This window comes from Telluria sp. ZB4P37 (assembly GCF_059685855.1).
Window position 1 is genome coordinate 1 of sequence record NZ_JCASID010000005.1, and the last position, 19,882, is coordinate 19,882.

The window sequence follows — 19,882 nt, forward strand, 5'->3', positions numbered from 1 at the left end:
CTGAACTTCTTTGCTAGACCGTCCGTTCCGTGTGCTCGATGCAGACCTACCCACTTCCTCACCGTTGAGTACGGTAGATTATGCTCATGGGCGATCTGTTTGTAACCCGCAGTGCCGCAATGGTACTGCTGGACGATGGCGAGCTTAAATTGCTCACTGTACTTCGACATGAAAAAACCCCAAAAGTTGGTGTCCAACTTTTGGGGTTCAGTTCATCGGGGCGCCTTTTTTTGTGGGCGCACCGAGAACGCGCTTGCGCGGCCGGCGCGGTAACATGGTCCCCCGGATCGTTGTCCTCATCGTGGAGTCCTTATGTTCCTGCCCTGCCAAGCCTGTCTTTCTGCGCTCCTTTCCACCGCCCTGCTCTGCGCCGCCGTCGACGCCGGCGCGCAAACGCCGGCAGGCCTGCCCGCCGGTGGAGGACTCGATGCACGCAAGGTCGTCGAGAAGCGCTACGGCGCGGCTGCGGCACCCGCTGCCATGCAGCGGATCGAAGGCAGCGTGGCAACCGTCATGGTGGACAACGTGAACGGCGGCGCGGCGGGAGAACTGGTCCCGGTCACCTTCGGCCAGGTGTTCGCGCCGGGCGTGCTGCCCCGCGCCGCCACCCTGCATGGAAAGACCGCGGCCGACGCCACCACCGCCTTGCAGGCCGATATCAAGGCGACCCATCCCGACGGCTCGGTGCGGCATGCCGTGATTTCCGCACTGGTACCGCGCCCAGCCAACAAGAAGCCGCTCGCGCTGGCGCTGGTGGCGGCCACGCCCTCGCGGCTGTCCGCTGTCGGCACCGCCCTCGCCCCGACGCTGCCCGATCCGGGCCGGCTCGGCGCCGGCGCCGCGGTCAGCGCCGTCATCGACGGCAAACGCTATACCGCTTCGCTCGAGCGCCTGCTGCGCGGCGCCCGTCCCACCACCTGGCTGGCCGGGCCTGTCGTCACCGAATGGCATGTCTCCGGTCCGCTGCGCAGCGCGGCGGGCGAAGAGCATCCGCACCTGAGCGCGCGCTTCGCGCTGCGCGCCTATACAGGCACGCAGCGCGCACGGATCGACGTCACGGTGGAAAACAACTGGGCCTTCGAGCAGGCGCCGCGCAACTTCACCTACGATGCCGAGATCACCCTGAACAATGCGCCGGCCTATACCCGCCCGGCGCTGGTCCACTACCACCATGCGCGCTGGCGGAAGGTGTTCTGGGTCGGGGGCGATCCGGGCGCGGACGTGCGCTCGAACATGCAGGACCTGGTCGCCAGCCGCGCAGTGCCGAACTACGATCCGGCGGTGGTGGTCGCGGAGCGGGCGCTGGCGGAGATGCAGGCGCGCTGGCAGGGAGCGCGTATCGAACCGATGGGCACGGGCGAAGCGATGCCCTACATGCCGACCACCGGCGGGCGGGCCGATATCGGACTGCTCCCGGGATGGGCCGCCATGTATATCCTGAGCGGGGACCTGCGCGCCAAGCGCGCCCTGCTGGGCACGGCGGACCTCGCGGGAAGCTATTCGGCGCACTTCCGCGACAAGCGTACCGGGCGTCCCGTCAGCCTGTTCGATTATCCCTACATGACGATCCTGCAGAGCCGCGGCGACACCCTCAATCCGGCCACCGGCAAGCTCGAGGCCTTCCCGCTGTGCGCGGCGCCGGACGCCTGCACCACGCCCAACGTCCAGGATGTCGCGCACCAGCCCTCGCTGGCCTACCTGCCATATTTGCTGACGGGCGACCATTACTATCTCGAGGAACTGCAGTTCTGGGCCATGTACGACGTGTTCTGGTCGAACCCGTCCTACCGCGAGTACAAGAAGGGACTGGTCAAGACCGACCAGCTGCGCGGCCAGGCCTGGGCCTTGCGCACCCTGGCGCACGCCGCCTACATTACGCCGGACAACGACGTGCTCAAGCGGCAGTTCCTGCAGCTTCTCGACGCCAACCTGGACTGGTATACCGCGCAGTACGCGGCCAATCCGCAGGCGAACAAGCTGGGCGTGATTGTCGATCAGGCCATGGTCTACGAAAACGGCATTGGCCTGGCGCCCTGGCAGGACGACTTCTTCACCGCCGCGGTAGGACATGTGGCCGAACTCGGGTTTGCCAAGGCTAAACCCCTGCTGGCATGGAAGGCGAAATTCCCGGTGCAGCGGATGACGGGCGCCGGCGCCTGCTGGATCGATGCCGCCATCTACGCCATGAAGGTGCGCGCGCGCCCAGACAGCCCGTTCTACGACAGCATCGGGCAGGTGTACCGCGCGAACCATACGCCGCAACTGCTGGCCCTTCCCTGCGGCGGGCCCGAGATGGCCGCCTCGCTCAAGCTTGCGGCGGGCGAAATGACCGGCGACTCGACCAGCACGACCGGGCTGCCCTCGACCATGCAGCCGGCCCTGGCCTATTCGGCCAGTGCGGCGGGCGACGCGGGACGCAAGGCCTGGGAGCGCTTCATGGCGCGCACCGTCAAGCCCGACTACGGCCTGGGGCCGCAGTTCGCGATCGTGCCGCGCTGACGCCTAGCCGGCCGCCAGGAAGTCCAGCAGCGTGAGCGCCACCACCTTGGTGGCGCGGCGCAGGTCTTCCAGCTGCAAGTGCTCGTCGGCCTTCTTCGCATTCGATTCCGGCACCGTGCGCGGGCCGGCGCCGTAGAGCACCGCGGGGATGCCGCGCTCGCCATACAGGCGCGCGTCCGCATACAGCGGCGTACCCTGGGCCGGAATGTCTTCGCCCAGGATCGCGCGGCCGTGGCGCTGCAGGCTCGCCACCAGCTTGTCGGAACCAGGCAGGGGACGCAGCGCGTGCGACAGCAGCAGGCGCCGGATCTCGAGGCGGATGCCGGGCATGCCGGCCACCGCCTCCTCGATCAGCTTGCGCACCTGCGCCTCGACCGCCACCGGGTCTTCTTCCGGAATCATGCGGCGGTCCATCTTCATGACCACCTTGCCCGGCACCACATTGGTGTTGGTGCCGCCATCGATACGGCCGACCAGCATGGTGGGCGAATCGATGCCCGGGACCTGCGACCTGATTTTTTTCAGTTCCGGCAGCTGGCCATAGATCGCGTTCAGGACGCGGGTGGCGGCCTGCAGCGCGTCGACCGCGGTCTCCGGCATGGCGCCGTGGCCGGCCTTGCCATGCACCGTGATCTCGAGCTGCAGGCAGGCGTTGTGGGCGGTGACGATGTTGTAGCTGAAGCCCGCCGCGATCACGTAATCGGGCTTCGTCAGCCCCTGCTCCAGCAGCCAGCCGGGGCCTAGCAGGCCGCCGAACTCCTCGTCATAGGTAAAGTGCAGCTCCAGCCCGCCCTTCAGCGGCAGGCCGAGCGCTTCCAGCGCGCGCACCGCGAACACATAGGTGGCGAAATCGCCTTTCGATACCGCCGTGGCACGCCCGTATATGGCGCCATCGATGATCTCGGCGCCATAGGGCGGCCTGGTCCAGCCCTCGCCCGGCGGCACCACGTCGCCGTGCGCGTTCAGCGCCAGCGTCGGGCCACCGGCACCATACGGGCGGCGCACGATCAGGTTGGTGACGCTCTCCATGCCATAGTCGCGCACTTCCCCAGCGGGTACGGCATGCTGCTCGGCCGTCCAGCCGTACTGCGCCAGCATGCCTGCTACCGCCTCCGCGTGCGGTGCGTTATTCCCCGGCGGGGTATCGGTCGGGATGCGCACGACCTGCTGCAGGAAGCTGACCTCCTCGTCGAAGTGCGCGTCGATCCAGGCCAGCAGTTGTTCCTGTACTTGTTTGTCCATCAGTTCTTCCCCGTTTTTGCCCCGGCTTCGAACCAGGCGCCGACCTGCGCCCGTTCGACATCGGTCATGTTGGTAAGGTTCGCCAGCGGCATGGCCTTGAGTTGCACCGTCTGCTGGTAAATGCGCTGGGCGTTCTGGCTCACCAGTTCCGGCGTATGCAGCATGACACCGGCCGGCGCCGTGGCGAAGCCCGGCTGGGTAGGCTGCTGCGCGTGGCAGGCCACGCAGCGCTGGTCGATGATGGTGCGCACCTGAGCGAAGCGCGCCGCCTCATCCTGCCCCGCCGCAGCCTTGGCCTGTACCGGCGCCTTCGGCGCGATCGCCACCGCCAGCCCCAGGAGCAGCGCCACGCCCACCGCCGGATACTTCCATTCGACCCGTCCCTTGTGGCGCAGGTTGAAGAAGTGGCGGATCAGGACCCCGGCCGCCATGATCACGCCCAGCACCGCCCACGCTTGCTCGTGGCGATAGGTCATCGCATAGTGGTTGCTGATCATGATGAACAGCACCGGCAGCGTGAAGTAATTATTGTGGACGCTGCGCTGCTTGGCCTTGATGCCGTGGATGGGATCGGGTTTTTCGCCGGACGTCAATGCGTTCACCATCTTGCGCTGGCCCGGGATGATCAGCATCGCCACGTTCGCCACCATCATGGTGCCGATCATCGCGCCCACGTGCAGGTAGGCGGCGCGGCCGCTGAGCAGGTGGGTCAGCACATAGCTGCTGGCCACCAGGAAGGCAAAGATCACCAGGCCGAAGGCCAGGTCATGCTTGCCCAGCGGTGAGCGGCACAGCAGGTCGTAGACGATCCAGCCGATCACCAGGCTCCCCAGGCCAATGCCGACCGCCTGCATGCTGCCCAGGTCTGCCACGCTGCGGTCGACCATCATGGCCTGCGCATTCAGGTAATACACGATGACCAGCAGCGCAAAGCCCGAGATCCAGGTGGAATAGGCTTCCCACTTGAACCAGTGGAGTTCCTTCGGCAGTTCGGCGGGAGCGACCAGGTATTTCTGCGGGTTGTAGAAGCCGCCACCGTGCACCGCCCACAGCTCGCCGGCCACGCCCTTCTTCGCCAGCTCGGAGCCTGGCGCGGGCGGCCGGATCGTGTTGTCGAGCCAGACGAAATAGAAAGACGCGCCGATCCAGGCGATGCCCGTGATGATGTGCAGCCAGCGCACAAGCATGTTGAACCATTCGAGCGCATAGGGTGCGAGATGCCCGAGATATCCGAAAACGTCCATGGAGCTTCCTGGTTGGCGGTATCCCTCGACAATAAAGGATTTCCTTTTCTGCAACATGAAAGTTAGCGTATATTCGACATACCGGGATTGATATACCCGAACCCATATAATCAGTTGAGAGCGTCTCGATGTCCAGCCTGCCCCAGCACCTCGACCTGCACCTGATCCGCATCCTCTACCTGCTGCTGGTGGAGAAAAACGTCTCGCGCGTGGCCCTCAAGCTGAACCAGCCGCAGCCCTCGATCTCGGCGTCGCTGCGCAAACTGCGCGAGCTGACCGGCGATCCGCTGCTGGTGCGCGGTGCGCGCGGCATGGTGCCGACCCAGCATGGCGAAAGCCTGCTCAAGCCGGCCAAGCGCATCCTCGACGAAACCGAGAGCCTGTTCGTCCGCAAGTCGCCTTTCGTGCCGGAGGAAGCCACGCGCACCTTCCACATCGCCGCACCCGACTACCTCGACACCCAGTTCCTGCCCAACGTGGTGGCGGCGCTGCGGCGCGGCTCGCCGGGCAGCAAGGTGGTCTTCCACAGCCTGGGGCCGGGCGTGGACTACCTGCGCATGCTGTCCGACGGCGACATGGACCTGGTGATCGCCAACTGGGACGAGCCGCCCGCCCACCTGCACATCTCGAAGCTGTTCGAAGACCCGATCATCTGCACCATGCGCGCCGACAGCCCGTATGCGCGGCGCACCGCGGTCGACGCGATGACGCTCGAGGATTACCTCAGCCTGCCGCACGTGGCTCCCTCGCAGATGCTGCCGGGTTATCACGGCGTGATCGACGCCCACCTCGACCGCATGGGCCTGCAGCGCACGGTGGCGGTCGAATCGCCCTATTTCGGCGTGATCCCCTACATGCTGACCCAGAGCGACCTGGTGCTGACGACCGGCCGCCAGTTCATCGGCTTCTACGAGCGCATCCTCCCGCTCAAGAGCTTCACGGTGCCGATCAAGTTCCCGCCGATGCGCTTCTACCAGTTGTGGCACCAGCGCGTGCACCAGTCGACCGAGCACAAATGGCTGCGCGACCAGGTCAGCGCGGCGGCGCGCGCCCTGGTCACGAAGTGAGCGCAATACCGTTTATGCGGCGGCGCGTATAAGCTGGAGGGGTTGCAGGATTTATCATCCCGGGATTGAAGAGGCAGACCATGACCACCCTGTTAGAGCTGAACAGCTGCGACCGCGGCGCCTTCGTGGCGGCCCTGGGCGGCATCTATGAACACTCGCCCTGGATCGCCGAGGGCGCGGCCGTGCTGCGTCCGTTTGCCGGCCTGGTCGCGCTCAAGCAGGCCTTGCAGGCGGTGGTGACGCTGGCATCCAAAGACCAGCAGCTGGCCCTGCTGCGCGCCCACCCCGAGCTGGCCGGCAAGGCGGCGATCGCCGGCGAGCTGACAACGGAATCCCTTGGGGAGCAGGCCGCCTCGGGCCTGAACCTCTGCAGCGCCGAAGAATACGCCCTGCTGCACGAGCTGAACGCCGGCTACAAGGACAAATTCGGCTTCCCCTTCATCCTCGCGGTGAAGGGCCCGACCGGGCAAGGATTGACCCGCAGCGCCATCATCGAGACCTTCGCGCGGCGCCTCAAGAACCAGCCGGCCGACGAACTGGCCGAATGCCTGCGCCAGGTGCACCGCATCGCCGAGATCCGCCTCAACGAGCTGTTGAACGTGCAGCTCGACTTTGGTGCGCAGGTGATGGAATGGGCCGAGCAGCTCGGCGCCATCAGCGACAGCCTTGAGAACCTGACTTGCGCCTACATGACGCCGGCGCACCGGCGCACGGCCAGCCAGCTGCGCGACTGGATGGTGGATGCCGGCATGGACGCCCACATCGACGCCGTCGGCAACGTGGTCGGACGCTATGCGGCCGCGCAGCCGGAGGCAAAAACCCTGATCACCGGCTCGCATTACGACACGGTGCGCAACGGCGGCAAGTATGACGGCCGGCTCGGCATCCTGCTGCCGATAGCGCTGATTCGACACTTGCAAGACCGCGGTGAGCGCCTGCCCTTCCACCTCGACGTGATCGGCTTTGCCGAGGAGGAAGGCGTGCGCTTTCGCAGTACCTTCCTCGGCAGCAGCGCCATCACCGGGCGCTTCAATCCGATCCTGCTTGAACAGACGGACAGCGAGGGCGTCATGATGCGCCAAGCCCTGGTCCAGGCCGGGCACGATCCTGCGGAGATTCCCGGCATCGTGCGCGACCCGGCCTCGCTGCTGGGCTTCGTCGAAGTCCATATCGAACAGGGGCCGGTGCTGCTCGAGCGCGGCCTGCCGGTGGGCGTGGTCACGGCGATCGCGGGCAGCTCGCGCTACCTGGTCGAATTGGGCGGCGTGGCCAGCCATGCGGGCACCACGCCGATGGACATGCGGCGCGATGCGGCAGCCGCCGCCGCCGAGATCGTGCTGCTGGTCGAGGCGCGCTGCAGCGGGCGCGGTTCGCTGGTGGGCACCGTCGGCCAGCTCGAGGTGCCTGCCGGCTCCGTCAACGTGATCCCGGGCGCGTGTCGGCTGTCGCTCGACATCCGCGCCGCTGAAGATTCCGTGCGCCTGGAAGCGGTCGACGATATCTTGGCCGGCATCACCGCCATCTGCGCGCGCCGCGGCATCGACGAAAAGCTGTGGAAGCTGGTGGAAGCCGACGCCGCGCCTTGCGCACCGCGCCTGATGGACCGGCTGGGCCAGGCCATCGAAGGCTGCGGCCTGCCGCGCTTCGATCTTCTGTCCGGCGCCGGCCACGACGCCATGGAGATGGCGTCGATCACCGAGGTGGCGATGCTGTTCACGCGCTGCGGAAACGACGGCATCAGCCATAACCCGCTCGAGACGATGACGGCAGACGATGCGGAGATCGCGGGGCAGGTGCTGCTCGGCTTCCTGCGCCAGCTTTGAATCAGCTTTGCTTGGTCCTGGTCCGCAGCAGCGACAGTATAATCAGTGCAAACACCGCGCTGAGCACCGCCGTCGCTTCGCGCCCCATGCCGGCGGCAATCCCGATGGCGGCGGTCAGCCACACGCTGGCGGCGGTGGTCACGCCCTTGATATCGTTTTGACTGGAATGCTTCAGGATCGCCCCGGCGCCGATGAAGCCGATGCCGGCGGTGATGCCTTGCAGGACGCGCGACACGTCGCCGATGCTCATGCCGGCCTGCAGGGGAATTAGCACGAACAAGGCCGAGCCGAGCGAAACCAGCATGTGGGTGCGCAGGCCGGCCGACGCGCCAACCGTCTCGCGCTCATAGCCCAGTACTCCCCCAAGCACCACCGCCACCAGCAGGCGCAGGAAGACGCGAGTGATGTCTTCCGGGCTGCCCAGGTCCGAAAACTCCCGTAATATCGTTTGCCAACTGCGCTCCAGCCACACCGTGTTGTCCTCCCGAGTTTGTCCCGGGATCATGCCACCCCTATACGATCGGTGTCGCCACGCTCGGCTGTGTCTGCCTGATTCCGGCTCAGCCCACGACGCGGGCGCGCTCCAGCATCGCATGCAGCAGCACGTTGCAGCCCGCCTCCAGGTGGGCCGGCTGGGCGTCTTCGATTTCGTTGTGGCTGATGCCGTCCTTGCAGGGCACGAAGATCATGCCCGAGGGCGCGACACGCGCGGCGTAGATGGCGTCGTGGCCGGCGCCGGAGACCACGTCCATCGTCGAATAGCCCAGTTTTTCGGTCGCGGCGCGCACCGCGCCCACGCAATCCGGATGGAAGGGGCAAGGCGGATAATACGAGACGCGCTCGAGACCGATCGACAAGCCGCTCTGCTCGCGCGTTTTCGCGACAAACGCCAGCATCTCTTCGTGCATCGTGCCCAGCAGCTCGTCGTTCACGTTGCGCAGGTCGATGCTGAACTTGACACGGCCCGGGATCACGTTGCGGCTGTTGGGGAAGACTTCGACCATGCCCACCGTGCCCCGGCCATAAGGCTGGTAGCGGTTCGCGATCTGCACCACCTCCTGCATGATGACGGTGGCCACCTGCAGCGCGTCGCGGCGCAGGCCCATCGGGGTCGGCCCGGCATGCGCTTCCATGCCGGTAACCAGGCAGTCGTACCACGACAGACCCATCACGGCCGGCACCACGCCGATCACCTTGTCGGCGTCTTCCAGCACCGGTCCCTGCTCGATATGGGTCTCGAAATAGGCGCCGATCGGATGCCGGCCCGGCACTTCGTCGCCAAGATAGCCGATGCGTTCCAGCTCCTCGCGCACGGTCTTGCCCTCAAGGTCCTTCGCCGCATAGGCGGTCGCCAGGCTGAAGGCGCCGCAGAACACGCCCGAGCCCATCATCACGGGCACGAAGCGCGAGCCTTCCTCGTTGGTCCAGAAGGCGACTTCGATCGGCGCCTCGGTCTGGATGCCTTGATCGTTCAGGGTGCGCACCACTTCCAGGCCGGCCAGCACGCCATAGTTGCCGTCGAACTTGCCGCCGGTCGGCTGGGTGTCGACGTGGCTGCCGGTGACGATCGGGGGCAAGGCCGGGTTGCGCCCCTCGCGCCGCATGAAGACATTGCCGATCTGGTCCACCGTGATCGTGAGACCGGCTTCGCGTGCCCACTTCACCACCAGGTCGCGGCCCTGGCGGTCGAGGTCAGTCAGGGCCAGACGCTTGACGCCGCCCTTCTCGGTGGCGCCGATCGCGGCCAGGTCCATGAGGGACTTCCACAGGCGGTCGCCATTGATACGGAGTTCGTTCATTGCTGTTGTCCTCTGGTTCAGGCGACGGTGGTGGTAAAGGCTGGGCGATCGATGTGGCGGCCGGCGCCGGGTTCGGCGCGCAAGTCGCCGCGCTCGAACACGAGCTTGCCGGCGGCGATCGTATGGGTCGGGACGCCGCGCACGCTGCGGCCCTCGAAGACGTTGAAGCCGCCCTTCGAATGCTGGGTCGCAGCCGAAATGGTGCGGGTGCCTTGCGGGTCCCAGACCACGATGTCGGCGTCTGCACCGACGGCGATAACGCCCTTGCGTGGGTAGATATTGAAGATCTGGGCCGCGTTGGTGGAAGTGACGCGCACGAATTCGGAAGGGGTCAAGAGGCCCGTGTTCACGCCGGCGTCCCAGACCACGGCCATGCGTTCTTCGACGCCGCCGCAGCCGTTCGGGATGCGGGTGAAGTCGTCCTTGCCGGCCGCTTTCTGCTCGGCGCAGAAGGTACAGTGGTCGGTCGCCGTGGTGTGCAAATTTCCGCCGCGCAGGCCCTGCCAGAGCGCCTGCTGGTGATGCTTGCTGCGGAACGGCGGGCTCATGACGTGAGCACGAGCAAAGTCCGGGTCCGGGTGGCGGTAGACGCTGTCGTCGATGACGAGGTGGCCGGCCAGCGCTTCGCCGTAGACGCGCTGGCCCTTGGCGCGCGCGCGTTGAATCGCCTCGAGCGACTCGGCGCAGGACACGTGCACGATATACACCGGCGTGCCCAGCACGTTGGCGATGGCAATCGCCCGGTTGGCCGCTTCGGCCTCGACTTCCGGCGGCCGCGAGAGCGGATGCGCCTCGGCGCCGCGGATGCCCTTGGCCAGCAGCTCCTGCTGCAACTGGTAGACCAGTTCACCGTTCTCGGCATGGACAGTTGGGATGGCGCCCAGTTCCAGCGAGCGGCGGAAGCTCTTCACCAAGGTTTCGTCGTCGGCCATGATCGCGTTCTTGTAGGCCATGAAGTGCTTGAAGCTGTTCACGCCATGCTCGCGCACCAGCACGCCCATCTCTTCGTGCACCGACTGGTCCCACCAGGTGACGGCGACGTGGAAGGTGTAGTCGGCGGCCGATTTTCCTGCCCAGCCGCGCCAGGTATGGTAAGCCTCCAGCAGGGATTGCTGCGGGTTCGGGATCACGAAGTCCATGATGGTGGTCGTGCCGCCCGCCAGCCCGGCCGCTGTGCCGGTGAAAAAGTCGTCGGCGGTGACGGTGCCCATGAAGGGCAGCTGCATGTGGGTATGGGTGTCGATCCCGCCCGGCATCACGTACTGGCCGCCCGCGTCGACGATGGTGGCGCCGGCTGGCGCTTCCAGGTTCTCGCCAACCGCCACCACCTTGTCGCCTTCGCACAGCACGTCGGCGCGGAAAGCGCGGTCGGCGTTCACCACGGTACCGCCACGGATCAGGGTCTTCATCGAATCGTTCTCCTTGGTTCAGGAATGCCGCGTGGCCAGCACCGGGACGCGGTGGCCTCGCATCATGGCGCCATAGACGACCGCCGCGATGGCGACGCCGACGAACCATGCGTAGGTGTAGATGGTCTTGAAGGCCTCGCCCACATCCGGGAAGGATGCCGGGAAGGCCGCGTTCAGGAAACCGGGAATATTGGGCAGAACCCCCAGCACGAAAGCCGCGACGGCGGCCATGTTCCAGCCGTTACCGTACGAGTAGATGCCGTCGTCGCGGTACATCTGGGCCACGTCGAGCTCGGTCTTGCGCACCAGGTAGTAGTCGACGATCAGGATGCCGGCGATCGGCCCTAGCAGCGCGGAATAGCCCACCAGCCAGGTGAAGATGTAGTTCTGGGTCGTCTCCAGGATCTTCCAGGGCATCATGACCAGGGCCAGGCCGGCGGTGATGTAGCCGCCCAGGCGGTAGCTGATGGCGCGCGGCGCCAGCGCCGAGAAGTCGTAGGCCGGGCCGACCAGGTTGGCCGCCAGGTTGACGCTGACCGTATCGACCAGCAGCACGATCAACGCGACCAGCACCGCGATGCCTTCCATGCGGCTGGCCAGGTCCACCGGGTCCCACAAGGCCTTGCCGTACAAGACCACCGTGGCCGAGGTGACGATCACCGCCAGCGCGGCGAGTAAGCCCATCGGCACCGGCAGGCCGACGGACTGGCCGATCACCTGGTCGCGCTGGGTCTTGGCAAAGCGGGTGAAGTCGGGGATGTTCAGCGCGAGCGTGGCCCAGAATCCGATCATCGCGGTGAGCGAGGGCCAGAACACCTGCCAGAACTGCCCTTCTTTCGCGCCGCCCGCAACGAACGCTGAGGGCCGGTCGAGCAGCGGGCCGAAGCCGCCGGCGCGCTCGTACACCCACCACAGCAGCACGAAGCAGATCGCGATCTTCAGCGGCGCGGTATAGGTCTCGAGCTTGCGGATCGATTCGATGCCGTGCACGATGAAGTAGAGCTGGATCGCCCAGAACGCCAGGAAGCACAGCAGCTGCGCCCCGTTGATGCCCAGGCCCGCGATGGGGGCGCCGCCGATCGGCGCGCCGTTCATTACGCCCAGCAGCGTGTAGATCATGCTGCCGCCAAACCAGGTCTGGATGCCGTACCAGCCGCAGGCGACGATGGCGCGCATCAGCGCCGGCAGCTTGGCGCCGCTGGTACCGAAAGAGCTGCGCGCCAGGACAGCATAAGGAATGCCGTATTTGGTGCCGGCGTGGCCGATCAGGAGCATCGGCACCAGCACGATGGCGTTGGCCAGGAAGACCGTCCACACCGCCTGCCAGCCCGACATGCCCGATTCGATCAGGCTGGCCGACAGGGTATAAGCCGGGATGCACATCACCATGCCGACCCACAGCGCCGCGAAGTGGTACCAGCGCCAGGTGCGCTGGGCCGCGGTGGTGGGCGCCAGGTCTTCGTTCCAGAGATCTGAACTTGCGTTGTGGTGCATGTTGAACCCTTTTCGTCGGTTGCGAAGGATGCAGCCGAGTGTAGCGCAATGGTATGAGCAGATGTTTACCGTAGGGTGGGCAGGTTTCCCTGCCTACCCTACGGTGCGCGGCAAATCAAACGGTGCGCGCAAATCAGACGGTGCGCGGCAGACTAGGCGGTGACCGGCTCCGCCCTTGGATTCCTCGGATCCTGCGTCCAGTTCATATACGGTTTCCCGCTCGGCTGCGGCACCATGGTGATGCAGGCCTCCACCGGGCAGGTGATCTCGCACAGGTTGCAGCCCACGCATTCGTCCTTGATCACCTCGTAGCGCCGAATACCCACCGCGTCCACCGAGCGCCCGACCGCCTGGTGCGAAGTATCCTCGCAGGCCACGTAGCACTTGCCGCACTTGATGCACTTGTCCTGGTCGATCTGGGCGATCACGTGGTAATTCATGTCCAGGTATTTCCAGTCGGTGGTGTTCTGCACCGCCCGGCCCGAGAACGCGGCGATGTTGGCATAGCCCTGGGCATCCATCCAGCGCGACAGGCCGTCCTTCATCTCCTCGACGATGCGGAAGCCGTGCAGCATGGCGGCCGTGCACACCTGCACCGAGCCGGCGCCGAGCGCGATGAACTCGGCCGCGTCGCGCCAGCTGCCGATGCCGCCGATGCCGGAAATCGGCAGCCCGCGGGTTTGCGGATCGCGCGCGATCTCGGCCACCATGTTCAGTGCGATCGGCTTGACCGCCGAACCGCAATAGCCGCCGTGGGTGCTGGCATTGCCTACCACTGGGAAGGCCACCATGCGCTCGAGATCGAGGTGAGTGATCGAGTTGATCGTATTAATCAAGGACACCGCATCGGCCCCGCCGGCCAGCGCCGCCCGCGCCGGGGCGCGCACGTCGGTAATGTTCGGGGTGAGCTTGACGATGACCGGCAGGCGCGTGTGCTTCTTGCACCAGCTGGTGACCATCTGCACATATTCCGGCACCTGGCCGACTGCCGCGCCCATGCCGCGCTCGGGCATGCCGTGCGGGCAGCCGAAATTGAGTTCGATGCCGTCGGCGCCGGTGGCTTCCACCATCGGCAGAATCGCCGCCCACAACGCTTCCTCGCAAGGGAGCATCAGGGACACGATCATGGCTCGGTCCGGCCAATCCTTTTTCACTTGCGTGATTTCGCGCAAATTTGTTTCCAGGCTGCGGTCGGTGATCAGCTCGATGTTGTTGAAGCCGATGACTTCGCGGTTCTTGCCGTAGTGGGCCGAGTAACGCGACGAGACGTTGACCGCCGCCGGGTCTTCGCCGAGCGTCTTCCACACAACGCCGCCCCACCCCGCTTCGAAGGCGCGCACCACGTTATAGGCCTTGTCGGTCGGTGGCGCGGAGGCCAGCCAGAACGGGTTCGGGCTCTTGATCCCGCAGAAATCGATGCTCAGGTCGGCCATGCTGCCTCCGATGTCGACTGGATGTCCTGGTGGATGGCCAAAGCGGCCAGTTTTCCGTGCTGGACTGCCTGCACCGTGAGGTCCTGGCCCGGTGCGACGCAGTCGCCGCCGGCGTAGATGCCGGGCAGCGCGGTGCGGAAGCCGTTGTCGATCCAGATACGGTCTCCTTCTCGCGATAGCTCGCCGGCGATCGGCTCCTTGAAGCCGGCATCGTCCATGCTTTGGCCGATGGCCTTGAATACGGCGTCGGCCGCGATCTCGAGGAAGCCGCCGGTGCGCACCAGCCGTCCTTCTTCCATGCGGGTCTGCTCGAAACGCATGCCGGTCACACGGCCCGCGTCGTCCAGCAGCACCTCCGACGGCGAGGCCCAGGTGCGGATGCGCACGTAGTTGGCCTTGGCGATCTCGATCTCGTGGCCGGTCGCGCTCATCGATTCCAGGCCGCGGCGGTAGACCAGCGTGACGTCTTCGGCGCCGAGGCGCTTGATCTGCACCGCCATGTCGATGGCGGTATTGCCGGCGCCGATGACGATGACGCGGCGCGGTACGGGTAGCAGCGACAGGTCAGCCGCCTGGCGCAGCGCGGCAATGTAATCCACCGCCGCCATCAGCCCGGGCGCGTTCTCGCCCGTCAGGCCGAGCGAACGGCTGGCCGACAGGCCGATGCCCAGGAAAACCGCGTCGTAGCGCGTGTGCAGCTCGGCCAGGCTCAGGTTCTCGCCCAGCTTGCGGCCGTATTCGACATGGATGCCGCCGATCGACATCAGGAACTCGACTTCCTGCTGGGCGAAGTCGCCCGGCAGCTTGTACTTGGCGATGCCGTATTCGTTCAGGCCGCCCGCCTTCGGGCGTGCTTCGTAGACCACCACGTCATTGCCCAGCATGGCCAGGCGGTGCGCGCAGGACAGTCCGGCCGGGCCGGCGCCGACCACGGCGATCACCTTGCCGGTGGACGGCGCACGTTCGAACGGGTGGCCGCCGAAGTTGGCATGGTCGATGGCATAGCGCTGCAGCAGGCCGATGCGCACCGGCTCGCGCTCGGCCGGGTTGTTGCGCACGCAGGAATCCTCGCACAGGATCTCGGTCGGGCAGACCCGCGCGCAGCTGCCGCCGAAAATGTTCGCCTTCAGGATGCCGTAGGCGGCGCCATTGATGTTCTGGTCGTGGATGTTCTTGATGAAGCTGGCGACGTCGATGCCGGTCGGGCAGGCATTCATGCAGGGGGCATCGTAGCAGTACAGGCAGCGCGCCGCCTCGACTGCCGCCTGGCGCGCGGTGAGCGGCGGCGCCAGGTCGGTGAACTGCGACGCGAGCTCGCCGTTCGACCCGCTTGCTGTCGGCAGGTGCTGGAGTGATTCGATCATGTGCATCCCTATGCTTTTATGTTGGTCGACCTGCTTACTTCATCTGCGGGAACGAGAACTCCGGTCCGCTGCTGGCCGTGTTGGGCCAGCGCTCCATCACCGCCTTGTGGCGTGTATAGAAACGCACGCCCTCCGGGCCGTAGGCATGGTGGTCGCCGAACAGGCTGCGCTTCCAGCCGCCGAAGCTGTTGAAGGCCATCGGCACCGGCAGCGGTACGTTCACGCCGACCATGCCCACTTCGATCTGGCGCACGAATTCGCGCGCCACGCCGCCGTCGCGCGTGAAGATCGCCACGCCATTGCCGTATTCGTTGGCGTTGATGAGTTCCACCGCGCGGCCCACGTCCGGCAGGCGCACCACGCACAGCACCGGGCCGAAGATCTCTTCCTGGTAGATGCTCATCTCGGGCGTGACGTGGTCGAACAGGGTGCCGCCGACAAAAAAGCCTTTCTCGCAGCCTTCGACACTGCAACCCCGGCCGTCGACCACCAGTGTGGCGCCCTGCTCCACGCCCTGGCCGATCAGGCGCTCGACGCGTTCCTTGGCCGCGGCAGTGACCAGCGGGCCCATTTCGGCGCCCTCGCTCATGCCGTCGCCGATCTTGAGCCTCGAGGCGCGTGCGGCGAGGCCTGCAACCAGCTTGTCGCCGGCGTCGCCGATGGCCACCGCCACCGAGATCGCCATGCAGCGCTCGCCGGCCGAGCCATAGGCCGCGCCGATCAGCGCGTCGACCGCCATGTCCATGTCGGCGTCCGGCATCACGACCATGTGGTTCTTGGCGCCGCCCAGGGCCTGCACCCGCTTGCCCTTGGCCGAGCCGCGCGAATAGATGTATTCGGCGATCAGCGTGGAGCCGACGAAGCTGATGGCCTGGATGTCGGGGTGGTCCAGCAGCGCATCGACCGCCACCTTGTCGCCCTGGATCACGTTGAAGACGCCATCCGGCAGGCCGGCTTCTTTCAGCAGGCGCGCATGCAACAGCGACGGCGACGGATCGCGTTCGGACGGCTTGAGCACGAAGGTATTCCCGCACGCGATCGCGACCGGGAACATCCACATCGGCACCATCACCGGGAAATTAAACGGGGTGATGCCGGCCACTACGCCGAGCGGCTGGCGCATCGACCAGGCGTCGATGCCGCGCGCGATCTGGTCCGAGAAGTCGCCCTTGAGCATGTGCGGGATGCCGACCGCAAACTCCACCACTTCGATGCCGCGCGCGACCTCTCCTTGCGCATCAGCGAAGGTCTTGCCGTGCTCGCGGGTGATCATCGCCGCGAATTCGTCGGTGTGCTGCTGGCACAGCTGCAGGTATTTGAACAGCACGCGCGCACGCGCCAGCGGCGGGGTCGCGGCCCAGGCCGGGAAGGCCTTGAGGGCCGCCGCCACGGCCGCATCGACATCGCGCGGCTCGGCCAGCGCCACCCGCGCGCAGGCTTCGCCCTTCGCCGGGTTGAACACGTCAGCCTGGCGCGTGCCTTCGGGGTGGGCCTGCTGGCCGTTGATGAAATGGGATATCAGGGTCATGGTCAGTCCAGGTTCTTGAGTACGTTGGCCAGCTTGCCGAACAATTCGTCGATGTGCTGTTTGGTCAGGATGAGCGGCGGCGACAGCGCGATGATGTCGCCCGTCACGCGGATCAGGATGCCGTCCGCGAAGGCCTGCTTGAACGCGCTGTAGGCGCGCGCCCCCGGTTTGCCGGCGATGGGTTCGAGTTCGATGCCGGCCACCAGGCCGATCGAGCGGATATCGATCACGTGCGGCAGGCCGCGCAGCGAATGCAGGGCGTCTTCAAAGTATGGTTGCAAGCTCGCGGCGTTCTCTGTGATTCCTTGTTCACGGAAGACGTCGAGCGTCGCGATCGCGGCCGCGCAGGCCAGCGGGTGGCCCGAATAGGTATACCCGTGGAACAGCTCGATGCCGGCCGGCGCATCCATGAAGGCGTCGTGGATGAAGCGCTTGGTGAACACCGCGCCCATCGGCACCACGCCATTGGTCAGGCCCTTCGCGGTCGTCATCATGTCCGGCTCGACCCCGAAATAGTCGCTCGCGAAGGGCGTGGCCAGGCGGCCGAAGCCAGTGATCACTTCGTCGAAGATCAGCAGGATGCCGTGCTTGTCGCAGATCTCGCGCAGGCGTTTCAGGTAACCCCTGGGCGGCACCAGCACCCCGGTGGAGCCGGACACCGGCTCGATGATGACTGCGGCGATGGTCGAGGCATCGTGCAGGGTCACCAGGCGTTCCAGCTCGTCGGCCAGCTCGACGCCGAAGTCCGGCTCGCCGCGCGAGAAGGCGTTTTTCAGCAGGTTGTGCGTGTGCGGCAGGTGGTCCACGCCCGGCAGCAGCGGGCCGAAGCTCTTGCGGTTGTTGCCGATGCCGCCCACCGACACGCCGCCGAAACCGACGCCGTGGTAGCCGCGCTCGCGGCCGATCAGGCGGGTGCGCCCGCCCTCGCCGCGCGCCCGGTGATAGGCCAGCGCCATCTTCAGCGCGGTGTCCACCGCTTCGGAACCCGAGTTGGTATAGAAGACGTGGCCGAACTTGTGGCCGCTGTAGTCCATCAGCTGTTCGGCGAGGTCAAACGCGGCCGGGTGGCCCATCTGGAAGGTGGGCGCGAAGTCGAGCTGGCCGACCATTTCGCTCACGGCTTGCGTGATGCGCGGCTGGGCGTGGCCGCAGGGAACGCACCACAGGCCGGCGGTGCCGTCCAGGATGCTGTTACCGTCCACGTCCTTGTAATACATGCCTTCGGCCGAGACCAAGAGGCGCGGATTGGCCTTGAAGTCGCGGTTATTGGTGAAGGGCATCCAAAACGACGACATCGACTTGGGCCTGGATTCGTTCATGCGACTCTCCCCGCCATCTTGGCGAAAAATTTTTACCAGTTGGCAAAATATTGATCAATAATAGTCAGCAAGGCAACACCGGCACAGATACACCAACGGCAGAACCGACCAACCGTACTGGTAGCTTAACCGATACAGTTGGACACCCGAGGAGCGGAGCGGCGGCGATGGAAGAAGCTGTTTTGACAGACGAATTTCCTTGCGAGGCGTCCGGTGCGGCGTCCGCTACGGCGCCCGCTACGGCCTGGCCGCTGTTGCCCATCGACCGGAGTAAGCGCGGCAGCCTGGTCGACCAGATCGTCGGAACCATCTCGACGATGGTAAACGAGCGTCAGCTTGGTGCCGGTACGAAAATGCCTTCGGTTAGACAATTCGCAAAGATCAATAGCGTCAGCACCTACACGGTGGTCGATGCTTACGAACGTCTGCACCAGCTCGGCCTGCTGTCCTCGCGCCGCGGGTCCGGATTTTTCGTCACCCGCAGCCCGCCGCCGGCGCCCTGCGCACCCATCGAGCTGCAATCGAGCCTGCATTCCGAGATCGACGCCCTCGCCCCGGATCTGTATTCCGGCCAGGGCGAAGCCCTGCCGGTCGGCGCCGGCTGGCTGCCGCCCGACTGGTATGGCGAAAACACCATCCTCGACGCGGTGCGCCACGCGATGAAGATCCCGCCCAACCGGCTGCGCGGCTATGGCCACCCGCTCGGTTTTCCCTCGCTGCGCCAGCACCTGGCCTCGACCCTGTCCGACGAGCTGTTCCACATCGAGCCGGACCAGGTGCTGCTGACCCACGGCGCCACCCACGCTTTCGACCTCGTGCTGCGCACGCTGACGCGCCCGGGCGACGTGGTGCTGGTCGAAGACCCGGGCTACAGCAATCTGCTGTCGCTGGTGCGCCACCACGGCTGCATCCCGGTCGGCATCCCGCGCGGTGAAGCAGGCCTGGACATGGAGGAGCTGGCGCGCCAGGCGAATGCGCTCCAGCCCAAGCTCATGTTCGTCAACACGGTGCTGCAGAATCCCCTCGGCACCTCGCTCTCGCAGGCGCAGGCGCACCGCCTGCTTGCCTTGGCCGAGCAGTTCGATTTCTGGCTGGTCGAAGACGACATCTATCGCGAGCTGGCGGCGCCGGGCGAGGCCTCGCTGGCGGCGATGGATGGGCTGCGCCGCGTGATCCGGGTCGGCAGCTTTTCCAAGACCCTGTCGCCGGTGCTGCGCGTCGGTTCGCTGTGCGCTTCCAGCTCGCTGGTGCCGGAACTGCTGCGCGTGAAGATGGTGACCGGCCTGACCACTTCCGAGATCAACGAGCGCGCGGTGCTCGACGCGACCAGCACGCGCGGCTACCGCCGCATGGTCGAGCGCCTGGTGGTGCAGCTGGGCGACGCACGCGAACGCACGCTCGAGGCCCTGGACGGTATCGGCATGGGCCCGCTGGCGCGCCCGCGCGGCGGCATGTTCGTCAGCGCCGGCTGGGCAGAGGCTCCCACACGCGCACGCAATGGCCGCAGCATTGCCGACGCCGCCCTGAAGGCCGGCATCCTGCTCGCGCCCGGCGAGTTCTTCACCCAGCGCGCGCCAGGCCGCATCTGGTTCCGCTTCAATGCCGCCTATGCGGCCAACCCGCAACTGCTTGCCTTCCTGCGTACCCAGCGCTGAGGAATC

General features: G+C 66.2%; 15 protein-coding genes. 4 read left to right on the forward strand and 11 right to left on the reverse strand.

Translation table 11 applies throughout. The annotated features are described in order from the left end of the window. On the reverse strand, positions 1 to 170 hold a 170-nt coding region (locus AC56K1_RS10680), incomplete at its 3' end, for a transposase (RefSeq protein ID WP_497158056.1). A gap of 142 nt (positions 171 to 312) precedes the next feature. On the opposite strand from AC56K1_RS10680, the gene AC56K1_RS10685 reads away from it, so the two are divergent. Further along, entirely contained in the window at positions 313 to 2,499 is a 2,187-nt protein-coding gene (locus tag AC56K1_RS10685) for an RIFT barrel domain-containing protein (RefSeq protein ID WP_497157819.1), read from the forward strand. A 3-nt stretch (positions 2,500 to 2,502) separates the two neighbouring features. Here AC56K1_RS10685 and AC56K1_RS10690 read toward each other — a convergent pair whose 3' ends face one another. Both AC56K1_RS10690 and AC56K1_RS10695 read right to left on the reverse strand, forming a co-directional pair. Next, complete coding sequence (locus AC56K1_RS10690) at positions 2,503 to 3,741, reverse strand: M20/M25/M40 family metallo-hydrolase (RefSeq protein ID WP_497157820.1); 1,239 nt, start codon at positions 3,739 to 3,741, stop codon at positions 2,503 to 2,505. Continuing rightward, a complete protein-coding gene (locus AC56K1_RS10695) occupies positions 3,741 to 4,985 on the reverse strand; it encodes a urate hydroxylase PuuD (protein WP_497157821.1) in 1,245 nt (414 codons plus the stop codon). The genes AC56K1_RS10690 and AC56K1_RS10695 overlap by 1 nt, the downstream gene beginning before the upstream one ends. Before the next feature lie 128 nt (positions 4,986 to 5,113). On the opposite strand from AC56K1_RS10695, the gene AC56K1_RS10700 reads away from it, so the two are divergent. After that, positions 5,114 to 6,052 carry a LysR substrate-binding domain-containing protein gene (locus AC56K1_RS10700; RefSeq protein WP_497157822.1) on the forward strand — a complete coding sequence of 313 codons (939 nt, stop codon included), beginning with the start codon at positions 5,114 to 5,116 and terminating at the stop codon, positions 6,050 to 6,052. 80 nt (positions 6,053 to 6,132) lie between these two features. Further along, the gene (locus AC56K1_RS10705) at positions 6,133 to 7,875 is read left to right on the forward strand and encodes an allantoate amidohydrolase (RefSeq protein ID WP_497157823.1); all 1,743 of its coding nucleotides are present in this window, start codon (positions 6,133 to 6,135) and stop codon (positions 7,873 to 7,875) included. Between the two features lies 1 nt (position 7,876). Here AC56K1_RS10705 and AC56K1_RS10710 read toward each other — a convergent pair whose 3' ends face one another. The 8 genes from AC56K1_RS10710 to aptA form a co-directional block, all read right to left on the reverse strand. Beyond that, the gene (locus AC56K1_RS10710) at positions 7,877 to 8,380 is read right to left on the reverse strand and encodes an MgtC/SapB family protein (protein WP_497157824.1); all 504 of its coding nucleotides are present in this window, start codon (positions 8,378 to 8,380) and stop codon (positions 7,877 to 7,879) included. A 55-nt stretch (positions 8,381 to 8,435) separates the two neighbouring features. Further along, a complete protein-coding gene (locus tag AC56K1_RS10715) occupies positions 8,436 to 9,674 on the reverse strand; it encodes a Zn-dependent hydrolase (RefSeq protein WP_497157825.1) in 1,239 nt (412 codons plus the stop codon). Positions 9,675 to 9,691: 17 nt separating this feature from the next. Further along, entirely contained in the window at positions 9,692 to 11,083 is a 1,392-nt protein-coding gene (gene hydA, locus AC56K1_RS10720; protein WP_497157826.1) for a dihydropyrimidinase, read from the reverse strand. 18 nt (positions 11,084 to 11,101) lie between these two features. Further along, positions 11,102 to 12,577 (reverse strand): NCS1 family nucleobase:cation symporter-1, encoded by a 1,476-nt coding sequence (locus tag AC56K1_RS10725; RefSeq protein WP_497157827.1) that lies wholly within the window; start codon positions 12,575 to 12,577, stop codon positions 11,102 to 11,104. Between the two features lie 152 nt (positions 12,578 to 12,729). Further along, complete coding sequence (gene preA, locus AC56K1_RS10730; RefSeq protein WP_497157828.1) at positions 12,730 to 14,010, reverse strand: NAD-dependent dihydropyrimidine dehydrogenase subunit PreA; 1,281 nt, start codon at positions 14,008 to 14,010, stop codon at positions 12,730 to 12,732. Next, the gene (locus tag AC56K1_RS10735) at positions 13,998 to 15,374 is read right to left on the reverse strand and encodes an NAD(P)-dependent oxidoreductase (protein ID WP_497157829.1); all 1,377 of its coding nucleotides are present in this window, start codon (positions 15,372 to 15,374) and stop codon (positions 13,998 to 14,000) included. Before AC56K1_RS10735 ends, preA begins: the two co-directional genes overlap by 13 nt. A gap of 34 nt (positions 15,375 to 15,408) precedes the next feature. Next, positions 15,409 to 16,902 carry a CoA-acylating methylmalonate-semialdehyde dehydrogenase gene (locus AC56K1_RS10740; protein WP_497157830.1) on the reverse strand — a complete coding sequence of 498 codons (1,494 nt, stop codon included), beginning with the start codon at positions 16,900 to 16,902 and terminating at the stop codon, positions 15,409 to 15,411. Between the two features lie 2 nt (positions 16,903 to 16,904). Beyond that, positions 16,905 to 18,221 carry an omega-aminotransferase AptA gene (gene aptA, locus AC56K1_RS10745; RefSeq protein WP_497157831.1) on the reverse strand — a complete coding sequence of 439 codons (1,317 nt, stop codon included), beginning with the start codon at positions 18,219 to 18,221 and terminating at the stop codon, positions 16,905 to 16,907. 167 nt (positions 18,222 to 18,388) lie between these two features. Here aptA and AC56K1_RS10750 point away from each other — a divergent pair, with 167 nt between their 5' ends. Beyond that, entirely contained in the window at positions 18,389 to 19,876 is a 1,488-nt protein-coding gene (locus AC56K1_RS10750; protein WP_497157832.1) for an aminotransferase-like domain-containing protein, read from the forward strand. The last annotated feature ends 6 nt before the right edge of the window (positions 19,877 to 19,882 follow it).